The organism is Mesorhizobium sp. M0062, from assembly GCF_040323125.1.
GTDB lineage: Bacteria > Pseudomonadota > Alphaproteobacteria > Rhizobiales > Rhizobiaceae > Mesorhizobium.
In genome coordinates this window covers 1-12,822 of sequence record NZ_JAMYUO010000034.1, presented here as the reverse complement: position 1 = coordinate 12,822, position 12,822 = coordinate 1, and the positions used below count along the sequence as shown (strand labels likewise).

Annotated in this window: 11 protein-coding genes; 3 read left to right on the top strand and 8 right to left on the bottom strand. The window is 61.9% G+C overall.

Annotated features, from left to right (window positions below):
* Positions 1-372 precede the first annotated feature (372 nt).
* Complete coding sequence (locus NKJ64_RS27605; protein ID WP_155923299.1) at positions 373-609, bottom strand: hypothetical protein; 237 nt, start codon at positions 607-609, stop codon at positions 373-375.
* Here NKJ64_RS27605 and NKJ64_RS27600 point away from each other — a divergent pair.
* The 3 genes from NKJ64_RS27600 to NKJ64_RS27590 all read left to right on the top strand — a co-directional run bounded on the left by NKJ64_RS27600 (position 608) and on the right by NKJ64_RS27590 (position 3,029).
* A complete protein-coding gene (locus NKJ64_RS27600; protein ID WP_023705797.1) occupies positions 608-1,078 on the top strand; it encodes a GNAT family N-acetyltransferase in 471 nt (156 codons plus the stop codon). The two genes, NKJ64_RS27605 and NKJ64_RS27600, sit on opposite strands and share 2 nt — an antisense overlap.
* Positions 1,079-1,091: 13 nt before the next feature.
* Complete coding sequence (locus NKJ64_RS27595; RefSeq protein ID WP_023705798.1) at positions 1,092-1,475, top strand: ACT domain-containing protein; 384 nt, start codon at positions 1,092-1,094, stop codon at positions 1,473-1,475.
* 120 nt (positions 1,476-1,595) lie between these two features.
* Positions 1,596-3,029, top strand: a complete 1,434-nt coding sequence (locus tag NKJ64_RS27590) for an aldehyde dehydrogenase family protein (protein WP_352463640.1) — start codon at positions 1,596-1,598, stop codon at positions 3,027-3,029.
* Between the two features lie 63 nt (positions 3,030-3,092).
* Here NKJ64_RS27590 and NKJ64_RS27585 read toward each other — a convergent pair whose 3' ends face one another.
* From NKJ64_RS27585 to NKJ64_RS27555, 7 genes are all read right to left on the bottom strand, one after another.
* Positions 3,093-4,403, bottom strand: coding sequence for an HlyD family type I secretion periplasmic adaptor subunit (locus NKJ64_RS27585; RefSeq protein ID WP_352463639.1), 1,311 nt, complete (start codon positions 4,401-4,403; stop codon positions 3,093-3,095).
* Positions 4,400-6,136 carry a type I secretion system permease/ATPase gene (locus NKJ64_RS27580; RefSeq protein ID WP_352463638.1) on the bottom strand — a complete coding sequence of 579 codons (1,737 nt, stop codon included), beginning with the start codon at positions 6,134-6,136 and terminating at the stop codon, positions 4,400-4,402. The genes NKJ64_RS27585 and NKJ64_RS27580 overlap by 4 nt, the downstream gene beginning before the upstream one ends.
* 35 nt (positions 6,137-6,171) lie before the next feature.
* Positions 6,172-6,579, bottom strand: coding sequence for a hypothetical protein (locus tag NKJ64_RS27575; RefSeq protein WP_352463637.1), 408 nt, complete (start codon positions 6,577-6,579; stop codon positions 6,172-6,174).
* A gap of 74 nt (positions 6,580-6,653) precedes the next feature.
* Positions 6,654-9,995, bottom strand: a complete 3,342-nt coding sequence (locus tag NKJ64_RS27570) for a M10 family metallopeptidase C-terminal domain-containing protein (protein ID WP_352463636.1) — start codon at positions 9,993-9,995, stop codon at positions 6,654-6,656.
* A gap of 396 nt (positions 9,996-10,391) precedes the next feature.
* Positions 10,392-10,868: a hypothetical protein gene (locus NKJ64_RS27565; RefSeq protein ID WP_352463635.1), complete on the bottom strand. Its 477-nt coding sequence runs from the start codon at positions 10,866-10,868 to the stop codon at positions 10,392-10,394.
* A gap of 496 nt (positions 10,869-11,364) precedes the next feature.
* Positions 11,365-11,541, bottom strand: coding sequence for a hypothetical protein (locus tag NKJ64_RS27560; RefSeq protein WP_023826091.1), 177 nt, complete (start codon positions 11,539-11,541; stop codon positions 11,365-11,367).
* A 567-nt stretch (positions 11,542-12,108) separates the two neighbouring features.
* On the bottom strand, positions 12,109-12,735 hold the full coding sequence (locus NKJ64_RS27555; protein WP_031196791.1) for a hypothetical protein: 627 nt from the start codon (positions 12,733-12,735) through the stop codon (positions 12,109-12,111).
* Positions 12,736-12,822: the final 87 nt, after the last annotated feature.

Genomic DNA, 12,822 nt, shown 5'->3' with positions numbered 1-12,822 from the left:
TGTCTGTGTGGGACTACAAGACTGCCCGAGCGCTGACGTCGTGCCCGCGAGCGCGTAGACGACCGTCATCGCGCCTAACAAACGTGAGATTGTACGCTTTGCCAGCCCTCGATGCATGGCGCCCCCCCCGTCAGCCCGTCCAGTGCTTCTCCGCTTATATTATGATGCCAAGATTAGATCAAATAGAAATTTGAACCAATGGTAGGTTGAATGTCCAACAATATTAGCTGTTGCTGTTTTTTTGTACGCGTACGAGAGCCCTACTCGACGGCGCAGCAGTTTAGGCGAGCAACCACCGCGCAAGGTGAAAACTGGCGTTGCCTGGCAGTACACTTATGGCCTTGCCGGCGCCGCCCGCTCTAGCCGCGCGGGTCAACTCGGAGGCTGGGCCAACGCCAAAATCTTGACAGCGCCGCGCTTCCTGCTCCAGCGTGGCGTCATGTTCGTTTTCTCGTTCGCCATCGCCAAGCGACGCCGTTCCTGCACCACGCAGCGCGGCAAGCTGTTTGCGCGACGAAAAGGACCGGCCCAATAAAATTCCGGTTCGTTCGTTCCAGCCCCGCCCGCGATGTCTGCCGGCGGGGTTTTCATGTCTGGAGCCTTTGCCATGTCCAATTCTTCCATCCTGTTTCGGCCGGCCCAACCGGCGGACGCTGCCGCCATCAGGGACATTGTGCGTGCCGCCTATGCCAAATGGGTGCCTCTGATCGGCCGCGAGCCGCTGCCGATGCGCGCCGACTATGACAAGGCGGTCGCCGAACATCCGTTCGATCTCGCCATCGAAAATGGCCGCATCGTCGGCATGATCGAGACCATCCTGGCCGACGATCATCTCTGGATCGAGAATGTCTGCGTCGCGCCACAGGCGCAGGGCAGGGGCATCGGCCGGCTGTTGCTGGAACGGGCGGAGCAGAAGGCGCTGGAGGCCAGCTGCTTCGAGCTGCGCCTGCTGACCAACGGCGCCTTCATGGCCAATGTGTTGTTGTACAAACGGCATGGCTATACGATCGACCGGGAGGAGCCGTTCATGAACGGCATGACGGTCTATATGAGCAAGAAACTGGGTGATGGCCGATAACAGGGAGGATCGGATGGCAGTCAGGGTCCGGTTGAAGCCGCTCACGGGGCGGTATGCGGTTTCGCGCCTCGAAGCAAAAGACAGCATTCCCGGCTGGGCGGACGGGCCGGGCTTCGTCAGCATCACCAGGACAGAGGACGAGCTTTCGGTCGTCTGCCTGCAGGATCGGGTGCCGGACGGGGTGAAGCATGACAGGGACTGGGTCGCCCTGAAACTCCAAGGTCCCTTTGCCTTCGACGAAACCGGCATCGTCCTGTCGGTGATAAAGCCATTGTCGGAAAGCGAACTCGGCATTTTTCTGGTATCCACCTTCGATGGTGACCATCTGCTCGTCAAAGCCAAGGATGAAGCCGCGGCAAGGGGGCTTCTGGTCGCGGCGGGGCACACGCTTCTGTAGCCGTAGGCTCAATCGCCCGCCCTTGCGTTTGACATCGCTCTTGCCCCATCGTTATCCCTGAACCGATACGACGATCTGGCGATCGCCCCCATCAATTCAGAATCCCCCGAGGAGAAGCCCGTGTCACACAATCTGCAGTTCTATATCGACGGCGTGTGGGTCGATCCTGTCGTGCCCAGCACACTCGACGTCATCGACCCGTCAAACGAAGATGCTTTCGCGCAGATTTCGCTCGGCTCAAAGGCCGATGTTGACAAGGCGGTTGCGGCCGCCAAGCGCGCCTTCGAGACATTCGGCTTCACTTCGGTCGAGGAGCGCCTCGATATCCTCAACCGCATAATCGAGGTCTACAAGAAGCGCAGCGCCGATCTGGCGCTGGCCGTATCGCGCGAGATGGGCGCGCCGCGCCAGATGGCACTCGACAGCCAGGTCGGCATTGGCCTGGCACATCTGCGGAAGATGGCCGAGGTGCTGAAGTCGTTCGAATTCCGCCACGTCAAGGGCTCGTCGCTGATCGTCAAGGAGCCGATCGGGGTCGTCGGCCTGATCACGCCGTGGAACTGGCCGCTGAACCAGATCACCTGCAAGGTCGGTCCCGCCCTTGCCGCCGGCTGCACCATGGTTCTGAAGCCCTCGGAAATCGCCCCGCTCGACGCCATCATCTTTGCCGAAATCATCGACGAGGCAGGCGTTCCCAAGGGCGTCTTCAACCTCGTCAACGGCGACGGCCCGGGCGTCGGCCAGGCGCTGTCCAGCCATCCCGATGTCGACATGATGTCGTTCACCGGGTCGACCCGCGCCGGCATCCTGGTCGCCAAGGCGGCCGCCGACACGGTCAAGCGCGTGCATCAGGAACTCGGCGGCAAGTCGGCCAACATCCTGTTTCCCGATGTCGATCTCGAAAAGGCCGTAAGCAAGGGCGTCGCCGGCTGCTTCAGCAACTCGGGCCAGTCCTGCAACGCGCCGACCCGCATGTTCGTGCCGCGCGACCGCCATGACGAGGCGACCGGCTACGCCAAGACGGCGGCCGAAAAATTGACCGTCGGCCCGGCCGATGCGGCCGGCACTAAGCTCGGCCCGGTGGTCAGCCAGATCCAGTTCGACAAGATCCAGGACCTGATCCAGGCCGGCATAGATGAAGGCGCCACGCTGGTCGCGGGTGGACCGGGGCGTCCGGCCGAGCTCAACCGCGGCTACTATGTCCGCCCCACCGTGTTCGCCGACGTCACATCAGATATGCGCATCGCGCGCGAGGAAATCTTCGGGCCGGTGCTGGCGATCATGCCTTACGACACCGTGGAAGAGGCGATCGGCACCGCCAACGACACTGTCTATGGGCTGGCGTCCTACATCCAGGCCAAGGATATCGAGAAGGCCCGCGAAGTCGCCGCCCGCATGCGCACCGGCAATGTCTACATCAACTATCCGCAATGGGACGCCGGCCTGCCATTCGGCGGCTACAAGCAATCCGGCAACGGCCGCGAATACGCCGAATACGGGCTGGAGGATTTCCTCGAGATCAAGGGCATCGCGGGGTATAAGGCAGCGGAGTAGGGGCTGCCCCTTGGGGACCGGCAACCAGCCGGTCCCAAGGCTTCAGCTCTCAAACGTGCGGCTTCACTCTTCCCGGAAAGCTTTCTGGATCTGATCCGACAGCGGCTTCACCAGATAGGAAAGCATCGTCCGGTCGCCCGTCGGGAAGAACACTTCGGCCGGCATGCCTGGCGCCAGCGCCAGCCCGCGCAGCTTGGCGACCTCGGTTTTGGGCAGCGTCACCCGCGCCACATAGAAGGCTGCTCCGGTGCGCTCTTCGATGGTGAGATCGGCCGAGATCCGCGACAGCGTCCCGGTCAGCTCCGGCGTGGTTTGCCGATTGAACGCCGACAGGCGCAAAATCGCATTCTGGCCCATCGTCACCTGGTCGATATCCTGCGGTGCGATATGCGCTTCAACGGTCAGGTCGTCCGTCACCGGTACGATCTGCATCACCTGTTCGCCGGGGATAATGACCCCGCCGATCGTATGCACCGCCAACTGCAGCACCACGCCATCCTGCGGGCTGCGCAGATCGATGCGCTTCAACTGGTCCTCGGCCGCTACCTTGCGTTCGACGAACTCGGAGATCTTTCCCTGGGTATCGCGTAAATCGGTCGCGACCTCGCTGCGAAGATCCTGGTCGATCTGGATGATCTGCAGTTCGATCTCGGACGCCTTGCCTTTCACCTGGGCAATTCCCGCGGTCAACTGGCCATGCTCGCCTTCGAGCCGCACCGCGTCCCGTTCCAGCGACGTCATGCGGTCGATTCCTATCAGCTTGCGATGCCAGAGCGACCGCACGCCTTCCAGCTCGATCTGGATCAGCTCGATCTCGCGGCGTTTCGCCTGCAACTGCTCGGTCAGGCCGGCACTCTCCTGCGTCAACTGCGCGATCCGTTCGCGCAATTGCGATCGCTGGCCAGACCGCGCCTGGTGCCGGAAATCGAACAGCGATTGTTCTCCGGCCATCGATGCGGCGACACCGGCTTCGTCGCGCCGCGATGTCAAAACGTCCGGAAAGCTGATCGTGTCCTTGCCGTCACGCTCCGCCTCCAGGCGCGCCAACCGTGCATAAAACTCATCCAGGCCTTTTGAGACGATCGCCAGATTGGCGCGCGTTGTCGTCTCGTCCAGCCGCACCAGAATATCGCCCGCCTTTACCCGGTCGCCTTCACGCACCCTGATCTCGCCGACCACGCCGCCCGTCGGATGCTGAACCTTCTTTACATTGGAATCGACCACCAGCCGGCCAGCTGCGATCACCGCACCCGACATCTTGGTCACCGCCGCCAGGCCGCCAACACCTCCGACAAGCAGCAGACAGGTAGCAACGCCAGCCACGAGATAGCGGCGGACCTGTCGATGATGCAAAGCGCTTCTGTCCTCGTTCATGCAGGAACGCCTCTTTCCGTGGCGGCAACGACCTTGAGCGGTGCCGCCGATCGGAAGACCTTGTTCAGCACCTCGTCCTTCGGACCGAAGGCCTGCACATGGCCATTGGCCATCACCAGCACGGTGTCGACGTTGGCCAGCACACTGGACCGGTGCGCGACGACGATAACGATGCCGCCGCGGTCCCTGATGCCCTGGATCGCTGCGGACAAGGCCACTTCACCCTCCGAGTCGAGATTGGAATTCGGCTCGTCCAGGATGACCATGAACGGATCGCCATAGAGAGAGCGGGCAAGGGCGACACGCTGCCGTTGCCCCGCCGACAGCGAGGCGCCGGCTTCGCCAACCTTCGTGTCGTAACCGTCGGCCAGATGCACGACGAGATCATGCACGCCGGCGGCCTTGGCTGCCGCAAGCACCATGTCGGATGACGCATCCGGGTCGAAGCGGGCGATGTTCTGCGCAATCGTGCCGTCGAACAACTGCACATCCTGCGGCAGGTAGCCGATATGTTTGCCCAACTCGTCGGCCGGCCACTGGTCAAGCGTCGCTCCGTCCAGCCGCACGGCGCCGCGCGCCGGCAGCCAGACACCTGCAAGCGTACGCACCAGCGATGATTTGCCGGAAGCACTCGGGCCGATGACCCCCAGGCCTGCTCCCTTGGCCAGTGAAAAACTTGCATCCCACACCACCGGCGTGCGTTCGCCCGGCGGCGCGACACTGACATTCTCGACCGCCAGGGCGCTGACAGGCGCGGGCAGGGTCACGCCGGTTGCGCCTTCCGGCAGCGCGGACAACAGCTGCTTCAGGCGTGCCCAGCTTTGCCGCGCTGAAATGAAACCCTTCCAATGCGCTATCGCCAGTTCGATCGGAGCCAGCGCCCTGCCCATCATGATCGAGCTTGCGATCATGATGCCGCCGGTCGCCTCTTGCTTGATGACCAGATAAGCGCCGATCGCCAGCATTGCCGACTGCAACATCAATCGCAGGATCTTGGAAATCGTGCCAAGCGTTCCCGCGACATCGCTGGCTGCCGCATGGGCGTTCAGGTACTCGGCATTGACGGCAGACCACCGCTCGGCGATACGCCCGCCAAAACCCATGGCCTGCATGGCTTCGGCATTGCGCCTTGTCGCCTCGGCCAACGTGCTGCGGACGGCCGCGTGCTGCCCGGCGATCCTTGTCGGGCCGCGGGTCCGGAATTCGGCCAGAAGCGTCAGTGCAAACAGGACAACGGCGCCGGCAAGCGCGGTAACGCCGATCCAGAAATGAAAAATGAAACAGATGCCGATATAGAGCGGCATCCATGGCAGGTCGAACAAAGCGGTCGGTCCGGCACTGCCGATAAAGGAGCGGACCTGATCGAGATCCCGTAGGGGTTGCAGCCCGTCGCCGGAAGGCTTGGCGCGCAGCGGCAGGCGCATCAGCGCCGAATAGACCGACGGGCTCAGCTTTGCGTCCAGCCCCTGTCCCAGCCGAACCATGAGGCGAGAGCGGATCAACTCCAGCACGCCCTGAAACACGAACAATGTTCCCGCAAGCACCGCCAGGCCGACCAGCGTCGGCACGCTGCGACCCGGAACGACGCGGTCATAGACTTGCAACATGAAGAACGAGCCGGTCAGAGTCAGCACGTTGACGACCCCGCTCATCAGGACGATGCCCGAAAACGCACGTCGAAAGGACGTCAGGATTCCGACCAGCGTAAGCGGCGTCGATGGCGTCAGCTGCATGCAGCCTCGCAATCAGGATATGGCATCTCGTCCCTTCAATAGATAACTGCCTTGAGTGTGACATGGACGGGCAAGCCGGCCTGGAACTGCGCGCTGCCCCGCGCCACCAGCCAGCCGTCCGCACGCTCCAGGCGCGCAACGACCTGCAGCGTTGGTGAAGCGGTCGAGCTTGCGGGCAGGGGCAAGGAAAATTCTATGATCTTTGAGCCGCCCTCGCTCTTGAGGCTGGTTTTGGCGGCGCGGCGTCGCCCATTGTCCTGAATGGCGGGATCCTCAAGATAGATCTCGAGATGACCTTCCGGGATAGCCTTGCCGCCCACAAAGGTGACGGCGCCGCGAATATCTGTTGCGCGAATATCTGGCGATTGCGCTGCCGCTGCCCCGGTGGCCGCGGCGACTGCCGCAACTCCGGCGGCCATTAACACTGTGCGGCGGTCGGTCATCGCGTCCTCTCCCTTTTCACTGCGCTGGGGTATGCGGGAGGGGAGCCTGACGGCACCCCTCCCCCGGCAACGCGTTAAATGACGATGAAGTCTGCAGCCGAAAGATCCAGATTTGTGTTCAGGTGTGCAAACTGAACGGCTGCTCCCTGTCCGGAACCATCGGCGTCGTAAGACAATATTCCACTGTCGGTGTCGTAGATGATGCGGTCGTCGGCATCATGAGCAGCGCCGGCTGCGCTCTTGTAGAATGAGCCCAAAGCGAGGGCGCCGTCGCCGCCAACGCTGGCAAAGATGAGGTTGTCCAGCAGGATCGTATCGTCGGCGACCTTGAAGTCCTTGATCCAGTCGATATTGCCGTTCCCGAGTTCTGTCGAGAAGCGGAAATAGTCGTCGCCGGCGCCGCCGGTCAGCGTATCGGCAGCCAGCCCGCCATCCAAAAGGTCGCTGCCGCCGCCGCCGTTTAGCGTATCCGCGCCCGCAACGCCCGGCTGAGCTGGTGCCGGCGGGAATTCGACCGACACGTTCAGCTTGTAAGTCGAGCCCTCCGGCACGGATTCGACCCAGCCATCGCCAGGAGCCGAGTCCGACCATTCGCCCTCCACAATATAGTAGGTTCCGGTTTCCTGAACGATGAAGCTGGTGCTCGAATCGCGGCCGTTGTTGGAGCCGGGGTCGTTGCCGCCATCGTCGTTCTGGGCGACGATATTGCCATCGCTGTCCAGCACCCTGACGATGCTGTCATGGACATTGGGGTCGGCAATGCCATCGATGTCGATGGTGATGATCGTGCCGGCCGCCAGGTTGATGCTGTAATATCCGCCGAGGCCGTTTCCGGTGGCATTGACGGTGGTGTGAAGGGTGGTCGTCGAATCGAAGATGTCGGGGTCAGCCGTCAGCGAGAAGTTGTTCGAGATGTCGAAGGCGGTCGAGACCGAATTGTTGGTCGCGTCCGGTCCGAGCGTGGCGTAGCCGGTGCCCATGCCCGGGCGTGGCGGAGCATCGCCCTGATAGGCGAAATCGCCGAGCAGGGTGTCATCGCCGCCGCCGCCGTCGATCTTGTCGGCGCCGCCCTGGCCGGTCAGCACATTGGCCGCGCCATCGCCGGTCAGGTGATCCTTGAAGCCCGAGCCAGCCAGATTTTCGATCGAGATATAGGTGTCGCCGCCGGATTTGCCGCCACCCAGCTTGAGGTTTTGCCCGATGGCCGCGTCGGCGTAGTCCGCCGTGTCGCTGCCGGCGCCGCCATTCAATATATCGGCGCCGCCACCGCCGGTCAGCGTGTCGTTGCCGGCGCCGCCGGAAAGTTTGTTGGCCTGGGCGTTGCCGATGAGATGGTCGTCGAAGAACGACCCGACGGCGTTTTCGAATCCGACCAGGATGTCGTGTCGGATAACGGTGCCGCGCCCGACGATCTGCACCGGGCCATCGCCATCGCCGCCATTGGCCGTGCCATTGGCGAGGTCGATCGTCACGCTGGCGGAGCTGCCTTCGTAGACGACCGTATCGATGCCGGCGCCGCCATCCAGATAGTCCTGGCCGGCGCCGCCGATGATCGTGTCGTTGCCGGCCTCTCCGTACAGGATGTCGCCGTCATTGCCGCCATCCAGTATGTCGTTGCCGCCGCCGCCGTTGAAATAGTCGCCGCCGCCCCGGCCCCAGAAATGATTTGCCGCCGACGTACCGATGAAACGGTCGATGCGGTCATCGGAGCCGATCAGGTTCTCGATGCTGTAGAAGGTGTCGCCCGTGGCGGTTCCGCCGCTGGCCACGTTCGTCTCGAGGTTGACGAGCAGTTGGAAGGGGCTCTCCTTGCTGAAGTCTACCGTGTCGACGCCGGCGCCGCCCCTGAATATATCGACGCCATCCTGGCCGCTCAGCGTATCGTCGCCGTCGCCGCCGTCGAGGATGTCGTTGCCCTGGCCGCCGAGGATCGTATCGTTGCCGCGGCCGCCATAGAGCGTGTCATTGCCGTCGTCGCTCTCGGTCTGGTCTGGAAGGTCGGCGACATCGATGGTGTTGTTGATGTCGCGGCTGGCGAGCGAGTCGCGGCCGCCGATGATGAGATCATCGCCGCCCTGACCGAAGATCGTGTCGTCGCCGGCGCCGCCGTCGAGCGTATTGTTGCCATTGTCGCCGAAGATGACGCTGGTCATCGTGTTGTCGCCGATGGTCGGTGCGGTTTCGGTGCCGCCGTCTCCAGGCTGGAGTGTCGACTCGTCGGCGTAGATGATGTGTTCGACGTTGGCGATTTTCCGGATATTCAAGTTCCGGTTCAGCAGAACGACCGTGTCATTCCCGCCATTCGCTTCCTCGCGCACGATGTCGTCGAGAGAATCGACGAAGTAGGTGTCGTCGCCGCCATTGCCGGCCATGCGGTCGCCGCCGCCGCGGCCATCCAGCACGTTGGCTCCGTCATTGCCGATCAGGACGTCATCATAGCTGCTGCCGATGCCGTTCTCGATGTAATAATCGGTGCCATCGGCGTTGTGCCCGGCAAAGATCGACACATTGTTGCTGTGGCCGTTGACGCTGGAGAACTGTCCGGCGCGCAAATCGAGGATCGTGCCGGCCGTCGAGCCGGAGAAGTCTATCGTGTCGGTTCCGCCGGTGTCATGGATGACGAAACCGATATCGTGCTGCATGCCCGACGAGGTCAGCCGGTAGCCATCCACGGCACTGCCGAAGCCGTAGACGTTGTCGCCCGTGTTGAGATCGATATGCTGATAGGTGCGCACGCCGTTCTCGTCGACGGTGGAGAAAAAGCGGCGGATGACTGCCTCGATGTCGGCCATCATCGGCGTTGACGCCGACCAGCGGCTGGTTTCACCGACATCGATCCCGTCGAAATAGGACATGACGCTGTATTGCTGACGGTCGTAGGTCCAGGTCGCATTGTTCAGATAATTGATCTGTACGCCGCCGGGGCCGCTGTAATTGTAGAGCCCGGGGTGGTTCAGGCCGAACTCATGACCGAATTCATGGATGAAGGAATCGAAGACATAGCCGCCAATATCCGTCTTGTTGACCTCGGTGTCGTGGAAACGCTGGCCGATGCTGACATAGCGGTCGTTGGAATAGGCGCTGCCGTCGTCCTCTTCGCCCAGTTCGGGGCTGACAACCTGCATCCAGTCCGTTGCGCTGTTGTATGGTGCATTGTCGACGATTTCGAACTTCAACGGGGTGACACTGGCCCACATCTGCAAGGCGCCGATCGCGGCGGCCTTGTATTCGGGATGGTCATTGAGCTCGGAGACATTGATCCTCAGCGTTCCCGCCGCGATCGCCGGCGTTATCGACCGGTCCAGCGCTCCAAGATAGGTGAGGAAGGCTCCGTAATCTTCGCTTTTGCCGTACGGGTTGTCCGGCGTCTGGTCGTTGACCCACCATTGATCGCTGGTTTGGCTTGGGTTCGGCATCCTTGGGACTCCTTGGTCTCGCAGCCGTGGCAATTACGGCTGTACGGTTTAGCAGTTGCCAACCACCGACAAGCATCGTTTGCGTTTGCCGGTCGAGCCCCGTCCCAGTGCCAACAATGCTATTGGAATCTTCGCTTGTCTAGCCTCTGTTCGCGCTCAGTACATATGAAGGTTCTTGGGCGCGCTTGTACCGGCGGGTTTTGAGATACTCGTTTGGTGTTAATTGAGCTATCGCTAATCTATGGTCGTACCTCGCCCGCCATGCGCACCACAATGTCTGCATCAACCATCCCGGCTGGCGCAGGCTGCCGGTCGGGCGGCGCAAAGCAATCCGGCAACGGCCGAATACGCCGGATACAGGCTCGAGGATTTCCTCTCGATCAGGGGCATCGCAGGCTACGAAAGCGGCGGAGTAAGCTTCCGTCTTTCGCTCAAACGCCGGTATGCGCGCTGTTGCCTTTCGCGGGCGGGGCAGGCGGCGGGACCACCGCCTTCGTGCTCTCGCCGGGGGCGTCGACCGGGACGAGGGTTATCGCGCCGGTTGGGAAAATGATCGAGCGTTGCGCAAGGGCACGAGGGCGGAACGCGCAGGCGTGCTTCAGAAACCGCCCGGCGGGCGAAATGTTCATAGGTCACGCGCCAGGGGTCGCTCTCCGCGCGTCTCTCCTCGCCGATCCAGTGAAAGCTGTCGGCGGTGATCTCGGTGAACCGCCACCGCGCCTGCAGGCCGCGCGAGTCGGCGCCCATCTGGACGATGTCCTTGCCTTCGGCCCGCCCGATCTGGCGCGAGTAATCCTGGTTGAGCGGATCGCTCCAGATAATGTGCCAGCCACCAATCCCGGGATCGAAGACGCGCAAGGTCGTGCCATACATGCCTGGGCCTGATCCAGATGTCCTGAATGGCGCGGCCTTCGAGCACCCAACCAAAGTGACACTCGCCATCCCATTTCTGAATTGTGCCGTCGTTGCGGTGGTGGAGCGTCTCCATGTCCCAACTGCCGATCAACCATCCATACAGGTCCATGTCTTTCGCCCGGTCGGCTGGCGGACCTTCGGATGCGAGAGCGGTAAGAAACGTCGCCATGATTGTCTCCAGGCAAGCCGCGCCGAAACGCTGGGCGTTCCAACCCTTGCACCGTTGCGGGTTCCTGGTCTTGGGAAAAATTGCGGTAATGCTGCTGTGAAGGCAGCCGGCCTTCCGCGTTCGCGCCATTCCAAATCTATGCGTGAATGCTAATGTAGCGTCGGCGGGTACCCCAATGCCCGCCTGGCCGGCGCCTCCTCAGGCCATCTCTTGAATGAGCGGCGCCGGCCGCTGATTTGGGCGGCGACCAAATTCCCGCCGGAGGAATATGAGGCGGGTAGGCGATTATTGCTGGGCAATTTTGGCAGGCATTCCGATATCGGTCTGTATCCCCAGAACGTCCGCTGCCCAATCGCGCAGTTCCGGAGAGGCATCGCCGGATTTCATGATCGACACGGCCAAAGCGGCCATGTCCGCGGGCGGCTTGTTGTTTGAAGCCACATAGGTGAAATAGCCGGCCATGATGGCGCATCCCACCGAAATGACCGGTGGGACGATTTGGAGTGCCGCCAAAGCTATTGCGCGCCAGCGGCCTGATCGGCTGGGTGCCGGAAGCTCATCCTCATCCACAAGGTTAGTCCATTCCACACTGCTCACCAGCCGGGAGAACGTTCTCCGTGAGATTGTCTACATTAGTTAAAATGCGGATAGATCCGCGTTGGGATGCCGAGGAACCTCGTCAAAGCGCACCGAGGGCAATGCCCACTGCGCTGGGCGAAATAGATCAACAGGGCGAGGAGTCCAAAGACAACGATAAGTCCAACTGGCCAATACCGTACGATCTGATCAGGATATTTCTCGCTCAGGCTAAGCAACCGGTCCTCGTAAGGGAGACGACTAAAGCCTGCCGGGCCGTTCTGTTGCTTGATGTCCCGGAGGATGCGGCGCGATTCCCTGATATCTCTGTCCTCTGGTTCGGCCATTGCAAATGTCCTCCCTGCCGGGACCGATCTTAGCCTGTTTGCGTGAAGTGCCCAACAGCGTCGACCGGATCGGACGCCAGCGGCGTATGACATCATTGGAACCCAATCAATTCTCGGGCGGCGCCTCATCTTGCCAGCCGGCCAGCTCCGGCAGGTCGTCCAGCCAGCTTTTCTCCGTCATCAAGATTTCGCCGGCCTGTGGTGCCGCCTCAGTGGCGTTTTGAATAAGCCAGTCCATCCACTTTCGATAAGCGGCTGGGGCCAGTTCGGGCGGCAGCACCTTGGCCTTGGCCAGCATGCGTTTACGGAAGCTGAGCTGCCTGCGCAGTTTGGTCGTCGTGAATTTTATCGCCTTGCCCTGGTATTCCACCGTCCAGCGCCCATCGCCGTGGCTGGTCAGCCTGTCGATGGCAAAACCGGCATCGACCGGCCTGTCCCGCCAGGGAAGCTCGATGGCGTTCCGCCTCAGATCGAGAGCCCATCGCCGGTAGTCGGCCCCGGTACGCTGCGGCGGCAGCACGCCAGCCTGTTCGAGGATTTTCCTGCGAAAGGTCGGCTGCTTCTTGATCTGGCCGGTCGTCAGTTCGATGCGGTGCCTACGCAATTCGACATGCCAGCGGATCCTGCCGTTGCCGACATATTTTGCCAGCCTGTCGATGACGAACTCGTCGTCGGACAACTCCACGCATCCTTGGCGGATGCGTTCGAGGATGTACTGGCTGTCAGTGGGCATGATGCCCTTCCCGAGAGATGGGTGACAGTTCATTCCGGAGACATGGGTTACACTTTCGGCCTTTGCAAGGAGAGCAAGGTGCCTTGG